The organism is Citrobacter sp. GW821-FHT02E08, assembly GCF_059421685.1.
The window spans coordinates 106,325-123,583 of record NZ_JBWKVL010000012.1; the positions used below are offsets into that span (position 1 = coordinate 106,325).

Consider the following 17,259-nt stretch of genomic DNA (forward strand, 5'->3'; position numbering starts at 1 on the left):
CACAGGAAAGTAAATGCAAAATGTCAGAAGCCGTTCATATTTGTCATAGTGATATTTTTCTTCATGGAGCGTGATATGCCGCAGCCTGGGCGTCACTTTTTCGCCAGCGCGCGCGGGCGACTGCTGTTCTTTAACCTGCTGGTGGTGGCGGTCACGCTGATGGTGAGCGGCGTGGCGGTGCTCGGTTTTCGGCACGCCAGCCAGATCCAGGAGCAGGTACAACAGCAAACGGTTGATGACATGACCGGCAGCATGAATCTGGCGCGTGACACCGCCAACGTGGCGACGTCGGCAGTGCGACTGTCGCAGGTGGTCGGCGCGCTGGAATATAAAAGTGAGGCGGAACGCTTACAGGAGACGCAGCGTGCGCTGAAACAGTCGCTGGAACAACTGGCTGCTGCCCCGCTGGCGCAGCAGGAGCCGGACCTGGTCGCCCGCATTATTCAGCGCAGCAACGAACTGCAAACCAGCGTGGCGGGCATGCTCCAGCGCGGGCAGCGACGACATCTTGAGCGTAACGCGCTACTGAGTTCGCTGTATCAGAATTTGAGCTATCTGCGGCATTTGCAAACGATCAATGCGGCGCAGGATGCGGTGTTGCTTGCTCAGATGGACAGGCTGATTGTGGCGGCCATCGAAACGCCCACGCCGCGCTCTGTGGTCAAGCAGCTGGATGGCGTGATGCCTCTGTTGCCAACACGTAACGCCCGCCCGCTGGTCAACGGCATCCTCAGTGACTTCAATCAGGAGTTACGCCAGCTTGAACCGCTCTCGGCGGCGCTGGAACAAAGCGATTTGGCGATCATCTGGCATATGTTCCACATCAAAGCGCTGGTGGCGATCCTCAACAGCGACATCAACCAATATGTGGCGCAGGTGGCGGCCAGTTCAGAACAGCGTGTGGCGCAAAGTCATCAGGAGTTGCAGTCTATCATCATGTTTATCATGACATTTGCCCTACTGGCGATTGTCATTACCGGGTTTGCGGGCTGGTATATTTACCGTAATCTCGGCTCCAACCTGACGGCTATCTCTCGGGCAATGACCCGCCTGGCGCACGGCGAGTCAGACGTCAGCGTCCCTGCCTTACAGCGGCGCGACGAACTGGGAGAGCTGGCGCGCGCGTTCAACGTTTTTGCCCGTAATACCGCCTCGCTGGAGCACACCTCGCGTCTATTGAAGGAAAAAAGCACGCAACTGGAACTCGACAGAATCGAGCGTAAAGGGCTGGAGGAAGCGCTGCTGCACAGCCAAAAAATGAAAGCGGTAGGGCAACTGACGGGAGGGCTGGCGCATGACTTTAACAATCTGCTGGCGGTGATCATTGGCAGTCTGGAGCTGGTTAACCCCGACTCGCCGGATGCGGCGCGTATTTCGCGGGCGTTGAAAGCGGCGGAACGTGGGGCGCTACTGACCCAGCGGCTACTGGCCTTCTCCCGCAAACAGTCCCTGCATCCTCATGCGGTGGAGTTGAGAACGTTGCTGGAGAATCTTGGCGAACTGATGCGCCATTCGTTGCCCGCGACCCTGACGCTGGACATTGAAGCCCAGTCGCCCGCCTGGCCTGCGTGGATTGACGTCAGCCAACTGGAGAATGCCCTCATCAATCTGGTGATGAACGCCCGTGATGCGATGGAGGGGCAGATGGGCACCATCAAAATTCGTACCTGGAATCAGCGAGTCACCCGCAGCAGCGGGCGCAAAGAGGATATGGTGATTCTGGAGATTGCGGATCACGGCTGCGGGATGTCGCAGGAGATCAAAGCGCAGGTTTTTGAGCCGTTCTTCACTACCAAACAGACGGGCAGCGGCAGTGGCCTGGGGCTGTCTATGGTGTACGGATTTGTGCGCTAGTCCGGCGGACGGGTGGAAATCGAGAGTGCGCCGGGGCAGGGAACGATAGTCAGATTGCAACTGCCCCGCGCGATTGTGCCTGTCGCGATCGCTGCGGAACCGTTGGCAGAGGAGGACGTGGCCCGCACGGATAAACTGGTTCTGGTTCTCGAAGATGAGGCCGATGTACGCCAGACGCTGTGCGAGCAGCTGCATTTGTTGGGCTATCTGACGCTGGAAGCCGCCAACGGCGAGCAGGCGATGCAGATGCTCGCTGCCTCCTCAGAGATTGACATTTTTATCAGTGACTTAATGCTACCCGGTGGGCTAAGCGGCGCGAATGTGGTGAATCATGCGCTGAAACACTATCCCCATCTGACGCTGCTGCTGATCAGCGGTCAGGACTTACGCCCGGCAGACAATCCTGCACTGCCGGATGTGGCGCTGTTGCGTAAACCGTTTACCCGGGTACAGCTTGTGCAGGCGCTGCATCAGGCAGTGATAAAAAGCGACAGTGCGCCAGCGAACGTGGCAACAGAACAGCAGACGAATTGAGAATTCTGAAGGTGCTTACATTGGGTTTGCGCGCGTGATTCAGAGAACCAAAATTTTCGGTGAGTTTAGGCATTCATCAGGCGTGGCAGCAAAACCGGTGATGTTAATCTGAGCAAATACTGTCTGATTGGGATATAAAAGGAATTATGCCGGTACTGACAAAAGGTGACTCACAGATGATTGTGATGCCCACAACGTACAGCCCAATGACTGTCGCCCGCTCTTTTAACGTCGTGGAAGAATTTGAACTTTCAGGTCGGGTTTTGCACGTCATTTATGACCCTCAGACGCCAAGAGCGGCCATTATCGAAGCGGACGTTGAAATGTTTGAAGGCGTTCCCCGCCATCGTGTCATTGCGGCTCTCGATTTACAGCGAAAAGACGCCTTAGGGAAGGATATCGTTGCCGTTGAACGCTGTTGGGAAGAGACCAACGTGCTTCAGGTGGAAGGTATCTGTGTTGAACCGATTGAACGCGATAAAGGGTTGGCGACACGTTTGTATGAGGCTCTGATTCTGCGATGCGGCATCACGCTTATCAGTGATTTTGAGCAGTACGATGGTGGGAAAATGCTCTGGCAAAAGATCGCCCGTGAGTCCGATCAGATTTCCGTTTTTGTGTTAGATACGGAACAAGGGGCATTCTGGCCCTATGATGGCAGTAAGGTCATTTATGATGGCGGTTGTATTCCTGAGGAGCGTATCTGGAGTATTTCTCCGGATCAAAAATGCCAGGGTGTCGTGTTGGTTGCAGAGGACAAACAGCGGGCTAGCCAGTTAATGGCAGCGACGGTGTCCTGGCGAAATTGAGATTCCTCCGCTACTCCCGGCGTTTACCTTTCATTAACGTAAAGCCAGCTCACCTGCGAGACTGGTCTTATGAAACGTTACTCTATCGCTCTGTTACTGAGTCTGTGCACTTTAGGCAGTCCACTGGCCTATGCCGACATTATCGATGATGCCATCGGCAATATTCAGCAGGCGATCAGCGACGCCTACAAGCCCGATAATGGTCGCCGCTATGATGATGACTCTCGGGATGACAGCTGGCAACGGCAGGTGAGTGACGATCGCCGCAGGCAATACGACGACAGGCGTCGTCAGTTTGAAGACCGGCGCCGCCAACTGGACGAGCGCCAGCGCCAGCTCGATCAGGAGCGTCGTCAGCTAGAAGATGACGAGCGAAGGATGGAAGAGGACTACTACCGGTAGCCGTTAATCCTTCGCGGTTTCGGCACACACTCTGTCAGCGTTCGTGATAATACAAAGTGCGCGTTTACCCTTTGGTTTCGGGCTGAACCGCGCTGAGGCGATTGCCATGCCCGGCGAGGTGAGGGACTAAAAAGCCCAACGCGCCCCCTGCGAACAGGCCAGTACAAAAGACTATCCACACAAACTCATGAGTGAATAATGCCCTGGCGCTAAGCGCATGGGGAATGAGTTCGTAAACCAACGAGATCGCGCCGCCGATGGCCGCGCAGGCGAGGCTGCGCCAGTAACGTGAGTCGTAAATTCTGTCCGGCAGGCAGGCGCTAAGTACCCCTGTCGCCAGCGCCGGGATCGCGCCGATTAGCCACGTTAATACCAGAAACTGTGGTAACACTCTGCTGATATCGAACAGCAATTCCCACGGCGAATCCCGAAAGTACAGCGCCGTGATGGCGACGGTGAGGGGAACGCCGGTAAACGGTCCCAACACAGTAAACCAGCAGGCATGATGGATAATACGGCGTGTTTTTATGTTCACAGGATCCCCTTCAGCGTGTTTTCTCTGCAGGGAAAGTAGTCTGCGTAAGTGAAGAGACGATGAAGTAGCGTTAATCCAGCACAATCTCCATTCCGTCGAAGCCCGCTTCAATGCCTTCCGGCAGCGGGTTATCTATTCGCCGTCAATTCCTAATTTTTCCGGTACGATCTCTTCGAGCAGAGCGACCAGCGCGGGATCCATGTAGCGGTAATCGTCGGGGATATCGAGAACATGCAGTGGCTTGTTTTCGATGATGCGGCGATACTCAGCCATCAGCCGGTTCTTATGTTTTTGCTCCATCACGCAGATAACATCGGCCCAGTGAAGTAGGTCGTAGGACACCGTTTTTTTGGCATTTCGGCTGGTGCCAGCAGAACGCACGGCAAGCGAGGAATAACGGCGGAACACCTGTTCCGCCGTGGGGCTTCGCCACTGATTACGACTGCAGATGAAAAGAACGTTCATTGGCAAGCAGATACTCTTCCTGACCGCGCATTGTCAGTTGTTGGTTGGTGATGCGTGGATACTCAATCCCCAGTTGTGCGGCACGCAGGATTTTGTCGGAACGCGTATAGAGCATCTTCCAGTTTTTTTCGCCACGAAAACGTAACAGTGCGGTGTGAGCATCGCGGGACTTATTGCGTTGCTTTTGCGCAATACGCCAGTCCCGGTTACGGGTTGTTTCCATTGTTTTTTCTCTCTCAGATTGATCGGGTTCAGCAGCCGCGATAATACGGAGAGAGCGAACGGTGGAATTTTAGACTATGAGCTGGTGATTAATCCAGCACAATCTCCATTCCGTCAAAGCCCGCTTCAATGCCTTCCGGCAGCGGGTTCTCCATCAGCCACAGGTCGAACTGGTGGCTGATGTGGGTGAGGATCACCCGTGGGCAGCGGAGGACGTTATTGAGTGCCACGACGGTATTTAAATCACAGTGGTTACGCGCAGGCTCCGCGCGCGGTGCGTGGCTACAGTCGATAATGATCGCCTGCGGCGGATTGTTCAGCAGAAATTTCAGCGTTTTGTCTGGCAATCCGGCGGTGTCAGAGAGCCACGCCACGCGGCTGTGCGCCGTTTCCAGCAGATAGCCAAACGTCAGCTTTGAGTGATTCAACGGCAGCGGCGTGACCTGTAATCCCTGCAAATCAAACACCACAAACGGCTTCACCGTGTGGCTGAAATCCAGAATCCCTGGGTGCTTAAACAGATCGTCACAGCCCTGCTCGTCAGGCGGACCGTATACCGGGATCGTCGCACCCACGCCCCAGCGGAGTGGAAACAGTCCCTGGACATGATCCATATGGTAGTGCGTGAGCAGAAACTGGCGGAAAGATCCGGCAGGCCAGCGATCCATCAGATCGTGCAGACCGGCGTCCAGCAGCGTTACCGCGTCGTTGAATTTGAGTGATCCGCTACAGGGGCGGCGGCGATAGTGCGCCTGCACGCGCGCGCGACGACAGGCGGCGCAGTCGCAACCAAAAGCGGGCACCTGCTGTGCGCCGCCGGTGCCGGTTAAGGTGATGGTCAAACTCATCGTGACTCCCCTTGTCGTATCGTGCCGGATGGCGACGCGAGCGTCTTATCCGGCCGGCCTACCTCACAACGTTTTGGTGAAGCGATAATGGCTCCGTTCATACCCTTCGCGCAGGTAAAAACGGTGCGCGTTGTGACGCGTCACGCTGGTGGAAAGCTCGGTCATTTCTGCCCCTGCCTGGCGTGCTTCTTCCTCCGCCCACGCCAGCAGCCGACTGCCGACTTTCCCCCCGCGCGCATGCGGCATCACTACCAGTTCCTGAATTTCGCCAATCCAGTTGGCGTGATGCAGATGAAACTGCAAATGCAGACCAATCATGCCAACCACCTGGCCGTCGAGCAGCGCCAGTTGGTAGCGCAGATTGCTATCCTGCAAATTAACGGCAAACCCGGCGCTAAAGGCCTGGCGGTTAAATTCGGCCTGCTTCAGCTCGCAGATAAGCGCGTAGACGGCCTCGGTATCCCCTGGGGTGGCATGGCGTAGTTCACAGTCAAACATCTATTTTCTCCTTGCGACCCATCAGCGTGAGTAACGCATCGACGGACTGCAATAAACTTCCGTCGTTATTCAGCTTATGACAGTTTAATGGCGCGTAACGGGCGGCGCGTTCGAGGCGAGCGGCGATCTCCGTTTCATTTTCTCTCCCGCGAGCCTGTAAGCGCTGGCGCAGGATAGCAGAAGAAACCTCTAAACAGACAGGAAGCAGCGATATACCGTAGCGTGCCTGCGCTTGCGCCAGATGCGCGCGTGAACCGTTGACAACCACGTCGAAACCGGCGTGTAGCCAAAGGTCAATCTCCACCCCTATGCCGTAGTAAAAGCCGTTGGCGTGCCAGCTTAGCGCCAGCAGATTCTGCCCGGCGCGGGTAAAAAACTCGTGTTCACTGAGGGCGATATGGTTTTCATGCCCGGCGTTGGCCGACCGGGTGATATAACGATGCGCCACCAGCAGTTGTGCAGGTTCCTGCTGGCGAAGTTCCGCCAGCAGGCTGTCCTTTCCGGAGCCGGACGGTCCCATCAGCCAGATCAGTTTTCCCATAATCAGAACACCCTTTTTCCCTGGCGCCAGACGTGGTCGATATGAATATGATCGCCTTTGCGGTGCGCCAGCACCAGGTCGGCGCGCTTACCTTCGGCGATCACGCCGCGATCGTCGAGGTTCAGCGCCCGTGCCGGGTTACGGGTGACCAGCCGAATGGCCTGCGGCAGCGTAAAGCGGTTGGCTTCGTCTTCTGCGACGCGAAACGCTGCATCCAGCAGGCTGGCGGGATAGTAATCCGACGAGAGAATATCCAGCAGCCCCATTTCCGCCAGCGTATGCGCCGCCACGTTGCCGGAGTGCGAACCGCCGCGCACGATGTTGGGTGCGCCCATCAGCACGTTCATTCCATGCTGGCGAGAAGCAAGTGCTGCGTCGAATGTGGTGGGAAATTCGGCGATCACGCTGCCAAGTTGATGCGACTCCCGCACATGATCGTGGGTGGCGTCATCATGGCTCGCCAGCGCGATATGCCGCTCGCGACACAACTGTGCAATGGCGGTACGGTTCGGCTGCGACCAGCGCGCCGCAAGCTGAAGCTGTTCCTCTTCATAGCGGGCCATCTGCTCATCGGTGAGAGAATATTTGCCCTGATAATATTCGCGGTATTTTTCGCGGCTGGCGAACTGGCGTTGTCCCGGTGAGTGATCCATCAGTGATACCAGCGTCACCGGTTCACGACCCACCAGCTGTTCAAACAGCGGCAGGGTGGAGTGATGCGGCAGCTCACAGCGCAGATGCAGACGGTGTTCGGCGCGATTGACCCCGCGCTTCTGCGTCTCTTCCACCGCGTTGATCATCTTCTCCAGGTTTTCCAGACGGTCGCCGCCGTCGCGCACATCGCCAATCGCCACCGCGTCCAGCACGGTGGTGATGCCGCTGGCGACCATCAGCGCGTCGTGACTGCTCATTGCCGAATGGGCGGGCCAGTCCACCTTCGGACGCGGGGTAAAGAATTTGTCGAGATTGTCGGTATGCAACTCTATCAGCCCCGGCAGTAGCCAGCCGCCTTCGCCGTCCAGCGCCTCGGGAAGACGGCTCTGACTTTGCGCAAAGGCGCGGATCACGCCATCCTGCATTTCCAGCGATCCGTGCACGACTTCATCTTCCAGCACCAGCTTTACATTGTTGATAATCATGCTGTTGCTCCCATCAGGTGCAAACGGTCCGCCACGCGCTCGCGCACGGCGCTATCGTGAAAAATACCGACAATCGCCGCGCCGCGTGCTTTTGCCTCTTCAATCAGCGCCACCACCGCCGCGCTGTTTTTGGCGTCCAGCGAGGCGGTGGGCTCATCAAGCAGCAAAATCGGGTAATCGACAATAAACCCGCGGGCGATGTTGACGCGCTGCTGTTCGCCGCCGGAAAAGGTGGAAGGGGCGAGATGCCACAGCCGTTCCGGTACGTTCAAACGGGTCAGCAGGTTCGCGGCTTTGGCGGCGCACGCCTCGCGTGATACACCGAGATCCAACAAGGGTTGCATCACTACGTCCAGCGCGCAGACGCGTGGGATCACCCGCAGGAACTGGCTGACCCAGCCAATCGTTGAACGGCGAACTTCCAGCACCTTACGGGCGGGTGCCTGTACCAGATCCACCCATTCGCCGCGGTGGCGAATGTGGATGTGCCCTTCATCCGGCAGGTAGTTAGCGTACAGGGAGCGTAACAGCGTGGATTTGCCGCTGCCCGAGTGGCCGTGCAGCACCACGCATTCACCCTTTTTCACCTCCAGAGAGGCGCTTTGCAGCACCGGCAGGCGCACGCCGTTTTGCTGGTGGAGCACGAAGGTCTTACTCACGTTTTCTACGCGGATCATGTTGGCCTCTTGATTCTTATTGCCGGATGTCCGATCGCCGGATGGCGGCTTTGCCTTATCCGGCCTACAAATGCATGTTTTTCGTAGGTCGGGTAAGCGCAGCGCCACCCGACACAATCAACGGTTAATTCTGTAAAACCGACGACACCAGCAACTGGGTATAGGGGTGATGCGGATCGTCGAGCACACGGTCGGTTAACCCACTTTCCACCACCTGACCCTGCTTCATCACCAGCAGACGGTCCGCCAACAGGCGCGCGACGCCCAGATCGTGGGTGACAATCACCACCGCCAGATCCAGTTCCACCACCAGCCCGCGCAGCAGGTCCAGCAGTTTGGCCTGTACGGAAACGTCCAGCCCGCCGGTGGGTTCATCCATAAATACCAGCTTCGGGTGAGTGACGAGGTTACGGGCGATCTGCAGACGCTGCTGCATGCCGCCGGAAAAGGTGGTCGGCAGATCGTCGATACGTGAGGCGGGGATCTCCACCTCCTCCAGCCAGCGCTTCGCGGTGGCGCGGATCTCGCCGTAGTGACGCGCGCCGGTCGCCATCAGGCGTTCGCCGATATTGCCGCCCGCCGAGACCTGACGGCGCAGACCGTCCAACGGGTGCTGATGCACCACGCCCCATTCGGTGCGCAGCAGGCGGCGACGGTCGGCTTCGTGCATGCTGTACAACGAACGGTTCTGGTACTGAATCTCACCCGACTGCGGCGTCAGGCGCGAAGAGATTGATTTCAGCAGGGTGGTTTTGCCGGAACCAGACTCCCCGACAATGCCCAGTACCTCGCCAGGCCACAGGTCAAAAGAGACATCGCTGAAGCCTTTGCCCGGCGCGTAGAGATGGGTCAGGTTGTTAACCGAAAGCAGCGGTTGCGTCATTGGCTGAGGGCCTCGCTCTGTTGGCGGCAGTAGTCGGTGTCGGAACAGACAAACATCCGTTTGCCGGTGTCATCGAGCACCACTTCATCGAGATAACTGTGGGTCGAACCGCAGATGGCGCAGGGCTCATCCCAGGTCTGAACGGTAAACGGGTGATCGTCGAAATCGAGGCTTTCTACCCGCGTGTAAGGGGGGACGGCATAAATGCGTTTTTCACGGCCTGCGCCAAACAGTTGCAGGGCAGGCATCCTGTCCATCTTCGGGTTATCGAATTTTGGAATTGGCGACGGGTCCATCACGTAGCGCCCGTTGACCTTCACCGGGTAGGCGTAAGTAGTGGCGATGTGGCCGAAGCGGGCGATATCTTCATACAGCTTCACCTGCATGACGCCGTACTCTTCCAGCGCGTGCATGGTGCGGGTTTCCGTCTCGCGCGGTTCGATAAAGCGCAGCGGTTCCGGGATCGGCACCTGAAAGATAATGATCTGATCTTCAGTCAGCGGGGTTTCCGGGATCCGATGACGGGTCTGGATCAACGTCGCATCTTCCGTACGCTCGGTGGTGTTCACTCCGGTGACGCGTTTGAAGAAGTTGCGGATCGACACCGCGTTGGTGGTGTCATCCGCACCCTGATCAATCACCTTCAGCACGTCCGGCTCGCCAATCACGCTGGCGGTCAACTGGATGCCGCCGGTGCCCCAACCGTAAGGCATCGGCATTTCGCGGCCGCCAAACGGCACCTGGAAGCCTGGAATCGCCACCGCTTTCAAAATGGCGCGGCGGATCATCCGTTTGGTCTGCTCATCCAGATAAGCAAAGTTGTAGCCGGAGAGGTTAGTGGTCACGGGCGGCCTCCTGTTGCAGGCGTTTGAGCAGTTCCAGTTCGGCCTGAAAATCGACGTAATGGGGAAGTTTGAGGTGCGAAACAAACCCCGCCGCCTCGACGTTATCCGCGTGCGCCAGTACGAACTCCTCGTCCTGCGCCGGTCCGGTGACCGTTTCATCGTAGTCGGGTGCCTGTAGAGCGCGGTCCACCAGCGCCATTGCCATCGCTTTGCGTTCGCTCATGCCAAAGACCAGCCCGTAACCGCGGGTAAAATGCGGGGCTTCATTCTCCGGCGCGACAAAGCCGTTAACCATTTCACATTCGGTCATTAGCAATTCGCCGACGTTCACCGCAAATCCCAGCTCTTCTGGCACTGTTTCCAGCGCGATATAGCCGCTGCGGATCTCGGCGGCAAACGGGTGGTTGCGTCCGTAGCCGCGCTGGGTGGAGTAGGCCAGCGCCAGCAGGTAACCTTCGTCGCCGCGCATCAGCTGTTGCAGGCGCGAGGAACGTGAGCAGGGGTAAACCGGCGGCGTGCGGGTGATATCGTCAGGTTGAACACCGTTATCTTCTTCTCGCTTCGCCAGACCCTGCCTGGCCAGCAGTGAAAAGACGTGCGGGGCCGGTTCCTGCGTATTTTCTGCGGGATGCAGCGGGGGCGTTTCACCATTGGCCAGTAGCGTAAAATCGAGCAGGCGATGGGTGTAGTCGTAGGTTGGCCCCAGCAACTGCCCGCCTGGAATGTCCTTGTAAACGGCGGAGATACGACGTTCCAGGCGCATTCCGGCGGTATCCAGCGGCTCGCTGACCGCCAGCTTCGCCAGAGTCGTGCGGTAAGCGCGCAGCAGGAAGATCGCTTCGACGTTATCGCCGCTGGCCTGTTTCAGCGCCAGCGCCGCCAGTTCGCGGTCAGCGATACCGCCTTCGGTCATCACCCGGTCGACGGCGAGATTCATCTGCTGTTCGATTTGCGCCACGCTCAGTTCGGCAATCGTGCTGTCGCCGCGACGTCGGTTCTCCTGCAGCGCGTGGGCGTTGGCTATCGCCTTTTCGCCCCCTTTAACGGCGACGTACATCAGCACACCTCCACATGGGTAGTTCGTGGAATAGCCAACAGCCGGTCACCGCAGGTGAGGATCAGATCGACCCCCAGCGGGAAAGGATGCGGGCGCTCAGTAAGCTCGTGGATCAGACAGTCCGGCAGCTGTGGCGCGATCATGCGCTCTTCCGCGATGCCCGCGCCGGTAAGACGCAGTATGCGTCCGCCGCTTAAGCTGGCGACCTGTACGATGAGGGTGGCGCTGGTCTCCGGTGCCACGGCAGAACCGGCGGAGAGGGCGTTAAGCTGCTCGCTGCTGATGCGCTCGTCGGCGACGGCAAAGGTCGCCCGTTGCGGTTGTTCCACCAGGGTCGCACTGGTGTGAAAGCGCAGATTCTGACTGGCGATGTCGTTGTTCACGGCGGGCGACAGCCAGACCGGCGTGTCGCCGTCAACCAGCGTCAGCAGCACGCTGGTGGTGGCGAGATTCAGCGGCTGCCAGCCGTGTTTCAGTTGATGCAGGGCAACAATGACGCCGGGTTCGCTCATGGCTTTTAGCAGGCGGCGAAAGCTCTGCTGTGCGTCCTGAACAGGTGAGTGAAAGGCGGTCAGTAGTGCTGTCGATCGTGTCATGCGTTATCTCCGCGTACCAGCGTGAAGAAGTCGACCCGGCTGGCGTTTATCTCGGCACGGCGAGCGTTTCTCTGTGCGTCGCGTTCCGCTTCCAGCGGGGCAATTAAGGTTTCCATTAGGTTCTGGAAATGCGTCTGTTCCTGGAGCAGCGCGTCGATGACGGCGCACTGCTCGGCGTGGTGTTTGTTGCGTCCCAGCAGGTAGCTGTAGCCCAGCGTGCCGCTGGCAAGACGCACCACCGCGCGGGTAAGGGTGGTATCCCCGGCGAAGAAGCGGTTGCCGGTGCCGCCCATCCGCGCCTGAATCTGCATCAGTCCGGTTTCCGGGGCGCGAATCAGTTCATATTCCGGCGTCAGCATCAGCGCCTTGATGCGCGCGTTCAGTCCCTCGGCGTGGCTGTAAGCCAGCGCACGCATCCAGCGCTGGCGGGTAGCGGTATCAAAGTGCATTCAGTGCTCCATGATGAATTCGATCATGTCGGCGCGGGTCAGGCTGACGGAGTATTCCGTTGCCTGTGCTTCGCCTTCACGGTGGTTCAGGGTGCGCACGCACAGCAGCGGCGCCATATTGGGGATTTCAAGCCACCGACTCTCTTTGGCCTGCGCGCGGCGGGCGCTGATGCGCGTTTGCGTGCGTTGCAGCGCCAGACCCGCGTGCTCGCGCAGATAGTCGTGCAGCGAACCGCTGCTAAAATCCTGCAATAGCGGCCAGAGCGTGAGGTCGGAAAAGTAATGGTCAATCAGACACAGGGCGATGCCGTTCACCCGACGCAGGGTGCGCAGGTGGATGACGTTGTCGCCCTCTTTGACGCTCAGTGCGTCGGCAATCGGGCTGGAGGCCGGGCGCAGCACCGCCAGCAGCTTTTCGCTGGTGGGATGACTGCCCTGATCCAGCAAATTCTGGCTAAAGCGTGCCTGGGCATTGAGTGGGTAATCGAACGGGCGCATTAGCACCAGCACGCCGACGCCCTGACGACGCTGTACCCAGCCTTTCTCCACCAGTTGGTCGATGGCGCGGCGTAGGGTGTGGCGGTTCACCTCAAAGCGGGCGGCAAGCTGATGCTCCGCCGGAAGGTAGTCACCGCAGCGGTAATGTTGACGAAGCTCCTGCTCAAGTCTGGCGGCAATTTCCTGATAACGCGTCGGATAGCTGGTCGGATGTGTAGACAAGTGCATAGCAATCAATGCCTCGCTGATCAGATGAAGTGCTTACGCAAACGCTGGGAGAGGAAATCCAGCAGGCTGACGGTGACGATGATCAACACCATCAGGGCGCAGGTTTGCTGAAACTGAAAGCCGCGAATCGCCTCCCACAGCGTGACGCCAATGCCGCCTGCGCCGACCATTCCGACCACCGTGGCGGAGCGGACGTTGGACTCAAAACGGTACAGCGAATAGGAGATGAGCAGCGGCATCACCTGGGGCAGAACGCCGTAGAGGATCTCTTCAATCTTGTTGGCGCCGGTGGCGCGAATGCCTTCTACCGGTCCCGGCTCAATGGCTTCTACCGCTTCGGAAAGCAGCTTGGAGAGGACCCCGGTGGTGTGGATAAACAGCGCCATGACGCCTGCAAAGGGGCCAAGACCGACGGCGACCACAAACAGCATGGCGAAGACCATTTCGTTAATGGCGCGACAGGCGTCCATCGCTCTGCGCATCGGCTGGTAAATCCACCACGGCACGAGGTTGTCGGCGCACATCAGGCCGAAAGGAATTGAGAGAACGACGGCGAGGGCGGTACCCCAGACGGCGATTTGCAGGGTGACGGCCATTTCGCCGAGATAGTCCTGCCACTGGCTGAAGTCCGGCGGGAAGAAGTCGGCGGCGAAGGTCGCCATATTGCCGGAATCTTCGATCAGCGTGAGCGGGGCCATTTCAGCGCCCTTCCACGAGACAACCAGCACGGCGAGCAGGATGGCCCAGCTCAGCAGCGAGAACCAGCTACGCCTGGGTGGGGCGACGGTGATGGTTTGCATAGTTGCTTCCTGTAAATGAGTGTTGGCGCCAGGCCGGATAAGACGCGTTTGCGTCGCCATCCGGCATTCACGCCTTTGCCGGATGGCGGCTTTGCCTTATCCGACCTACAACCGACCTACGTATTACTGCACCGCTTTGTTCACGCTGGTCATCGCACCCAGCGCGGCGGTCAGACGGTCGAGGTCATCCAGCTGCGCCTTCAGCGCCGACGTTTTGCTGGTTTTCTCTTCCTCGTTCAGTCCTTTGTTGTCCTTCACGCCCTGCATCTCTTTAAACAGCGCCAGCTGGCGAATCGGCACCAGTTGCAGATCGCTGGAGGCGCGGAACGGCGCCCAGCCCAGATGTTCCAGGGTGGTTTTCTCTTCCGCCGTTTTGCCGTAATTCATGAAGAAGTCGTACACCTTGTCCTTGGTGGTTTCGGAGAGATTCTTACGCCAGACGATCGGATCGCCGGGGATCAGCGGCGACTTCCAAATCACCTTCAGCGCTTTCAGCTTTTCCGGCGCGGAGGTTTTCAGCTTGTCGAGGTTTTCGGTGTTGTTGGTGGCGACATCCACCTGCTTATTGGCGACGGCCAGCGCGTTGGTTTCGTGTCCGGCGTTGACGGTGCGTTTGAAGTCGCTGGCGGCGATGTTGTTTTTGGCGAAGACGTAATAACCGGGGACGAGGAAGCCTGACGTGGAATTGGGATCGCCGTTACCGAAGGTCAGATCCTTACGTTTGGCGATCAGATCGTTCAGGTTATTGATCGGACTGTCTTTGTTGACGATCAGCACGCTCCAGTAGCCGGGCGATCCATCGGCCGCGACCGTCTGGGCAAAGACCTGACCGTTGGCGCGATCCACCGCTTCCATCGCCGAAAGGTTGCCGTACCAGGCGATATCGACTTTGTTAAAGCGCATCCCCTGGATGATCCCGGCGTAGTCCGGGGCGAAGAAGGCGTTCACTTTTATGCCCAGCGACTTTTCCATATCCTTCAGGAACGGTTCCCACTGGGGCTTCAGGTTTTGCTGTGATTCGGTCGAAATAATGCCAAAGTTCAGCGCTTTTTCCTGTTCTTCGGCATGAGCCGGGCTTAACAAGGTGCTGATGCTGAACATGCTGGTGAAGGCCAGCGCGGCAACGGCTTTATAGCTCATCTATGTTCCTCACTTAGACATTGTTCCAGGCTATTTCACTTATCCGCCTGGTCTTTTCAGTTAAATTAAGCAGCCTGCGCGCTCTGTTCGACGCGGTTCATGCTGCGGTAGAGATGGTCAAATCTTTCGTTATCAAAGTGCTGGCTGCTGCCGTCATAGAACACGTGTCCCTGGCGCAGTGCGACAATGCGTTCGCAGTAGCGCAGGGCGTAATCCACCTGATGCAGCGTGACGACCACGGTGATGCCGTCGGTCTGATTGATATCGCGCAGGGTGTCCATCACGATGCGCGCGGATTCCGGGTCCAGCGAGGCGATCGGCTCATCGGCCAGAATGACCTTCGCCTGCTGCATCAGAGCGCGGGCGATGGCCACGCGCTGCTGCTGGCCGCCAGAGAGTGTTGAAACGCGTTGATATGCAAAGTGCGCCATCCCGACGCGGGTCAGCGCCTGCAATGCGTGCTGTTTCTGCTCCAGGCTGAACCAGCTAAAACAGGTACGCCAGAACGGCGTGCTGCCGAGTGCACCGATCAGCACGTTCTCGAGTACGGTCAGACGGTTCACCAGATTGAACTGCTGGAAGATGTAACCCGTGTGGGCGCGGCTTTTGCGGATGTCGCGTGCCAGACGGCCTTCGCGCTGGACGGTACGCCCCATTAGCTCCACATGACTGCCTGGCGATTTATCGCCAGTAATCAAACCGCTTAAGTGACGTAAAAGGGTGGATTTGCCGGAACCGGACGGGCCAAGCAGAGCCACCATCTCACCGGAAGCGATGTCCATATCAACGGCGTGTAGCGCCTGCTGCTGATTGAACGTTTTGGAGAGTTTCTCGACACGAATCATCGTTTGCATGGTGCGGCCTCACTAAAAAAGTGGCCCCATCGTGGCGGATTAATGTGACAATTTTGTTAAGCGTTGGTGACTTGATGATGAAGAGTTGAGGCGAGATTGATGACAGAACGGGAGGGCGAGCCTCCCGTCAGGTTACTCGGTCGGCTGCTGCTGTTTCACAACGTTAATCATCCACGGCACGCCGTACTGATCGGTGACTTTACCGAATCCGTGCGCCCAGAAGGTTTCCTGCCAGTCCATTTCGATTTGACCTTTGGCGGCAAGGTTGTCAAACCAGCGCTTCCCTTCTTCGACATTTTGCGTATCAAGCACCAGCGTGAAGCCGGAGTAGTGTGCTTTGCCTGATGTAACGGCATCACTCATCATGATATCGCTACCCGCAATGCGCACGTTGGCGTGGGCAATGGCGTTATCGGGGAATTTCATTCCGGACGGGCAACCGTCCTCGCTGTCCTGCGCCGATTTGGGCATTTCACCGAAGCTGATTTTGTAGAGCAGTTCTGCGCCCAGTGTCTGTTGGTAGTACGCGATGGCGTCGGCGCAATTGCCGGCAAAAGAGATGTAGGGACTTAACGGCATAATGTTTACCTCAGGTAAAAGAAGCCAGTTAAGTGTAGTTATCGTAGGCCCGGTAAGCGAAGCGCCACCGGGCAATAAATGCCGGATGGTGGCGTAAACGCCTAATCCGGCTTACAAAAATCAGTTCTTTTTCACGAACTCGGATTTCAGCTTCATGGGGCCAAAACCGTCAATTTTGCAATCGATGTTATGGTCGCCTTCGACCAGGCGGATGTTCTTCACTTTGGTACCGATCTTCAGCATTGAAGAACTGCCTTTCACTTTCAGATCTTTAACCACGGTGACGCTGTCGCCGTCTGCCAGCAGATTGCCGTTGGCATCTTTCACGATCAGCTCATCGCTGTCGTGAGCCGGTTCGGCATCGTTCCATTCGTGAGCACATTCCGGGCAGATGAACATGCCGTTATCTTCGTAGGTGTATTCGGAGTTGCATTGTGGGCAATGGGGTAATGACATGTGGATTTCCTCAAAAGGTCAGCAGGGGCAAAAGCGCCCAAAAATGGCAGATTGCCGAAAAAGGCCGCAATTATACATAAAATCCTTAACGTTGTCGGGACTATTCCCAACTTAAGAATATGCCACCCCGCGACTGAAGGTCGCGGTGAGGGCAAAAAAATGTCATGACGATTTTTTAAGGGAAATTGCTACGTTTTGCTATTTAAGATAAGGTGAGGCAAACCTTCTTATAATAATGATCCAGCGGCACTAACACATCCTCGGTTTTTGTTAGTGAGCGCAATCTTACCCCCTAATTCAGGTAGGTAAGAATGACGCTATTGAGTCTGAAAATTTATATGTTCATCATA

21 protein-coding genes and 1 pseudogene are annotated in these 17,259 nt (G+C 57.5%); 3 read left to right on the plus strand and 19 right to left on the minus strand.

The window, feature by feature from the left end; all coding sequences use genetic code 11:
* Window positions 1–75 precede the first annotated feature (75 nt).
* From AC07UY_RS15785 to yjdP, 3 genes and pseudogenes are all read left to right on the plus strand, one after another.
* Window positions 76–2,388 (plus strand): annotated as a pseudogene (locus tag AC07UY_RS15785) (ATP-binding protein).
* Window positions 2,389–2,564: 176 nt separating this feature from the next.
* A complete protein-coding gene (locus AC07UY_RS15790) occupies window positions 2,565–3,197 on the plus strand; it encodes a GNAT family N-acetyltransferase (protein ID WP_494701543.1) in 633 nt (210 codons plus the stop codon).
* 69 nt (window positions 3,198–3,266) lie between these two features.
* Window positions 3,267–3,599, plus strand: coding sequence for a DDRRRQL repeat protein YjdP (yjdP, locus tag AC07UY_RS15795; protein ID WP_494701520.1), 333 nt, complete (start codon window positions 3,267–3,269; stop codon window positions 3,597–3,599).
* A gap of 64 nt (window positions 3,600–3,663) precedes the next feature.
* Here yjdP and cbrB read toward each other — a convergent pair whose 3' ends face one another.
* The 19 genes from cbrB to AC07UY_RS15890 form a co-directional block, all read right to left on the minus strand.
* Window positions 3,664–4,134, minus strand: coding sequence for an inner membrane protein CbrB (cbrB, locus tag AC07UY_RS15800; protein ID WP_494701521.1), 471 nt, complete (start codon window positions 4,132–4,134; stop codon window positions 3,664–3,666).
* A 132-nt stretch (window positions 4,135–4,266) separates the two neighbouring features.
* Window positions 4,267–4,599, minus strand: a complete 333-nt coding sequence (locus AC07UY_RS15805) for a low molecular weight protein tyrosine phosphatase family protein (protein WP_494701544.1) — start codon at window positions 4,597–4,599, stop codon at window positions 4,267–4,269.
* A complete protein-coding gene (locus AC07UY_RS15810; RefSeq protein WP_494701522.1) occupies window positions 4,571–4,822 on the minus strand; it encodes a hypothetical protein in 252 nt (83 codons plus the stop codon). The genes AC07UY_RS15805 and AC07UY_RS15810 overlap by 29 nt, the downstream gene beginning before the upstream one ends.
* 88 nt (window positions 4,823–4,910) lie before the next feature.
* Complete coding sequence (gene phnP, locus AC07UY_RS15815) at window positions 4,911–5,669, minus strand: phosphonate metabolism protein PhnP (RefSeq protein ID WP_494660410.1); 759 nt, start codon at window positions 5,667–5,669, stop codon at window positions 4,911–4,913.
* 63 nt (window positions 5,670–5,732) lie between these two features.
* A complete protein-coding gene (gene phnO / locus AC07UY_RS15820; RefSeq protein ID WP_494660411.1) occupies window positions 5,733–6,167 on the minus strand; it encodes an aminoalkylphosphonate N-acetyltransferase in 435 nt (144 codons plus the stop codon).
* The gene (gene phnN, locus AC07UY_RS15825; RefSeq protein WP_494660441.1) at window positions 6,160–6,711 is read right to left on the minus strand and encodes a ribose 1,5-bisphosphokinase; all 552 of its coding nucleotides are present in this window, start codon (window positions 6,709–6,711) and stop codon (window positions 6,160–6,162) included. Before phnN ends, phnO begins: the two co-directional genes overlap by 8 nt.
* A complete protein-coding gene (gene phnM, locus AC07UY_RS15830) occupies window positions 6,711–7,847 on the minus strand; it encodes an alpha-D-ribose 1-methylphosphonate 5-triphosphate diphosphatase (RefSeq protein ID WP_494701523.1) in 1,137 nt (378 codons plus the stop codon). The genes phnN and phnM overlap by 1 nt, the downstream gene beginning before the upstream one ends.
* On the minus strand, window positions 7,844–8,524 hold the full coding sequence (gene phnL / locus AC07UY_RS15835) for a phosphonate C-P lyase system protein PhnL (RefSeq protein ID WP_494701524.1): 681 nt from the start codon (window positions 8,522–8,524) through the stop codon (window positions 7,844–7,846). Before phnL ends, phnM begins: the two co-directional genes overlap by 4 nt.
* Before the next feature lie 124 nt (window positions 8,525–8,648).
* On the minus strand, window positions 8,649–9,407 hold the full coding sequence (gene phnK, locus AC07UY_RS15840) for a phosphonate C-P lyase system protein PhnK (RefSeq protein WP_494701525.1): 759 nt from the start codon (window positions 9,405–9,407) through the stop codon (window positions 8,649–8,651).
* Window positions 9,404–10,195, minus strand: a complete 792-nt coding sequence (gene phnJ, locus AC07UY_RS15845) for an alpha-D-ribose 1-methylphosphonate 5-phosphate C-P-lyase PhnJ (protein ID WP_494701545.1) — start codon at window positions 10,193–10,195, stop codon at window positions 9,404–9,406. The genes phnK and phnJ overlap by 4 nt, the downstream gene beginning before the upstream one ends.
* A gap of 46 nt (window positions 10,196–10,241) precedes the next feature.
* Window positions 10,242–11,309 (minus strand): carbon-phosphorus lyase complex subunit, encoded by a 1,068-nt coding sequence (locus AC07UY_RS15850; protein WP_494701526.1) that lies wholly within the window; start codon window positions 11,307–11,309, stop codon window positions 10,242–10,244.
* On the minus strand, window positions 11,309–11,905 hold the full coding sequence (gene phnH / locus AC07UY_RS15855) for a phosphonate C-P lyase system protein PhnH (protein WP_494701527.1): 597 nt from the start codon (window positions 11,903–11,905) through the stop codon (window positions 11,309–11,311). Before phnH ends, AC07UY_RS15850 begins: the two co-directional genes overlap by 1 nt.
* On the minus strand, window positions 11,902–12,354 hold the full coding sequence (gene phnG, locus AC07UY_RS15860) for a phosphonate C-P lyase system protein PhnG (RefSeq protein WP_494701528.1): 453 nt from the start codon (window positions 12,352–12,354) through the stop codon (window positions 11,902–11,904). The genes phnH and phnG overlap by 4 nt, the downstream gene beginning before the upstream one ends.
* Window positions 12,355–13,080: a phosphonate metabolism transcriptional regulator PhnF gene (phnF, locus tag AC07UY_RS15865; RefSeq protein ID WP_494701529.1), complete on the minus strand. Its 726-nt coding sequence runs from the start codon at window positions 13,078–13,080 to the stop codon at window positions 12,355–12,357.
* Window positions 13,081–13,100: 20 nt separating this feature from the next.
* Complete coding sequence (gene phnE, locus AC07UY_RS15870; protein WP_494701530.1) at window positions 13,101–13,880, minus strand: phosphonate ABC transporter, permease protein PhnE; 780 nt, start codon at window positions 13,878–13,880, stop codon at window positions 13,101–13,103.
* 123 nt (window positions 13,881–14,003) lie between these two features.
* Entirely contained in the window at window positions 14,004–15,020 is a 1,017-nt protein-coding gene (phnD, locus tag AC07UY_RS15875) for a phosphonate ABC transporter substrate-binding protein (protein WP_494701531.1), read from the minus strand.
* 65 nt (window positions 15,021–15,085) lie between these two features.
* Window positions 15,086–15,874 (minus strand): phosphonate ABC transporter ATP-binding protein, encoded by a 789-nt coding sequence (phnC, locus tag AC07UY_RS15880; protein ID WP_494660420.1) that lies wholly within the window; start codon window positions 15,872–15,874, stop codon window positions 15,086–15,088.
* A 132-nt stretch (window positions 15,875–16,006) separates the two neighbouring features.
* Window positions 16,007–16,453, minus strand: a complete 447-nt coding sequence (gene yjdN, locus AC07UY_RS15885) for a VOC family metalloprotein YjdN (RefSeq protein ID WP_494660421.1) — start codon at window positions 16,451–16,453, stop codon at window positions 16,007–16,009.
* 120 nt (window positions 16,454–16,573) lie between these two features.
* Window positions 16,574–16,909, minus strand: coding sequence for a zinc ribbon domain-containing protein YjdM (locus tag AC07UY_RS15890; protein ID WP_096758651.1), 336 nt, complete (start codon window positions 16,907–16,909; stop codon window positions 16,574–16,576).
* Window positions 16,910–17,259: the final 350 nt, after the last annotated feature.

Excerpts from the sequence above, each read along its gene's own strand:
- phnL (WP_494701524.1), bottom strand. The coding sequence starts at position 8,524 with ATGATCCGCGTAGAAAACGTGAGTAAGACCTTCGTGCTCCACCAGCAA.
- AC07UY_RS15850 (WP_494701526.1), bottom strand. The coding sequence starts at position 11,309 with ATGTACGTCGCCGTTAAAGGGGGCGAAAAGGCGATAGCCAACGCCCAC.
- AC07UY_RS15790 (WP_494701543.1), top strand. The coding sequence starts at position 2,565 with ATGATTGTGATGCCCACAACGTACAGCCCAATGACTGTCGCCCGCTCT.
- phnF (WP_494701529.1), bottom strand. The coding sequence starts at position 13,080 with ATGCACTTGTCTACACATCCGACCAGCTATCCGACGCGTTATCAGGAA.
- phnE (WP_494701530.1), bottom strand. The coding sequence starts at position 13,880 with ATGCAAACCATCACCGTCGCCCCACCCAGGCGTAGCTGGTTCTCGCTG.
- phnH (WP_494701527.1), bottom strand. The coding sequence starts at position 11,905 with ATGACACGATCGACAGCACTACTGACCGCCTTTCACTCACCTGTTCAG.
- phnC (WP_494660420.1), bottom strand. The coding sequence starts at position 15,874 with ATGCAAACGATGATTCGTGTCGAGAAACTCTCCAAAACGTTCAATCAG.
- AC07UY_RS15890 (WP_096758651.1), bottom strand. The coding sequence starts at position 16,909 with ATGTCATTACCCCATTGCCCACAATGCAACTCCGAATACACCTACGAA.
- phnG (WP_494701528.1), bottom strand. The coding sequence starts at position 12,354 with ATGCACTTTGATACCGCTACCCGCCAGCGCTGGATGCGTGCGCTGGCT.
- phnD (WP_494701531.1), bottom strand. The coding sequence starts at position 15,020 with ATGAGCTATAAAGCCGTTGCCGCGCTGGCCTTCACCAGCATGTTCAGC.
- phnJ (WP_494701545.1), bottom strand. The coding sequence starts at position 10,195 with ATGATCCGCCGCGCCATTTTGAAAGCGGTGGCGATTCCAGGCTTCCAG.
- yjdP (WP_494701520.1), top strand. The coding sequence starts at position 3,267 with ATGAAACGTTACTCTATCGCTCTGTTACTGAGTCTGTGCACTTTAGGC.
- phnM (WP_494701523.1), bottom strand. The coding sequence starts at position 7,847 with ATGATTATCAACAATGTAAAGCTGGTGCTGGAAGATGAAGTCGTGCAC.
- yjdN (WP_494660421.1), bottom strand. The coding sequence starts at position 16,453 with ATGCCGTTAAGTCCCTACATCTCTTTTGCCGGCAATTGCGCCGACGCC.
- AC07UY_RS15805 (WP_494701544.1), bottom strand. The coding sequence starts at position 4,599 with ATGAACGTTCTTTTCATCTGCAGTCGTAATCAGTGGCGAAGCCCCACG.
- phnK (WP_494701525.1), bottom strand. The coding sequence starts at position 9,407 with ATGACGCAACCGCTGCTTTCGGTTAACAACCTGACCCATCTCTACGCG.
- phnP (WP_494660410.1), bottom strand. The coding sequence starts at position 5,669 with ATGAGTTTGACCATCACCTTAACCGGCACCGGCGGCGCACAGCAGGTG.
- AC07UY_RS15810 (WP_494701522.1), bottom strand. The coding sequence starts at position 4,822 with ATGGAAACAACCCGTAACCGGGACTGGCGTATTGCGCAAAAGCAACGC.
- phnO (WP_494660411.1), bottom strand. The coding sequence starts at position 6,167 with ATGTTTGACTGTGAACTACGCCATGCCACCCCAGGGGATACCGAGGCC.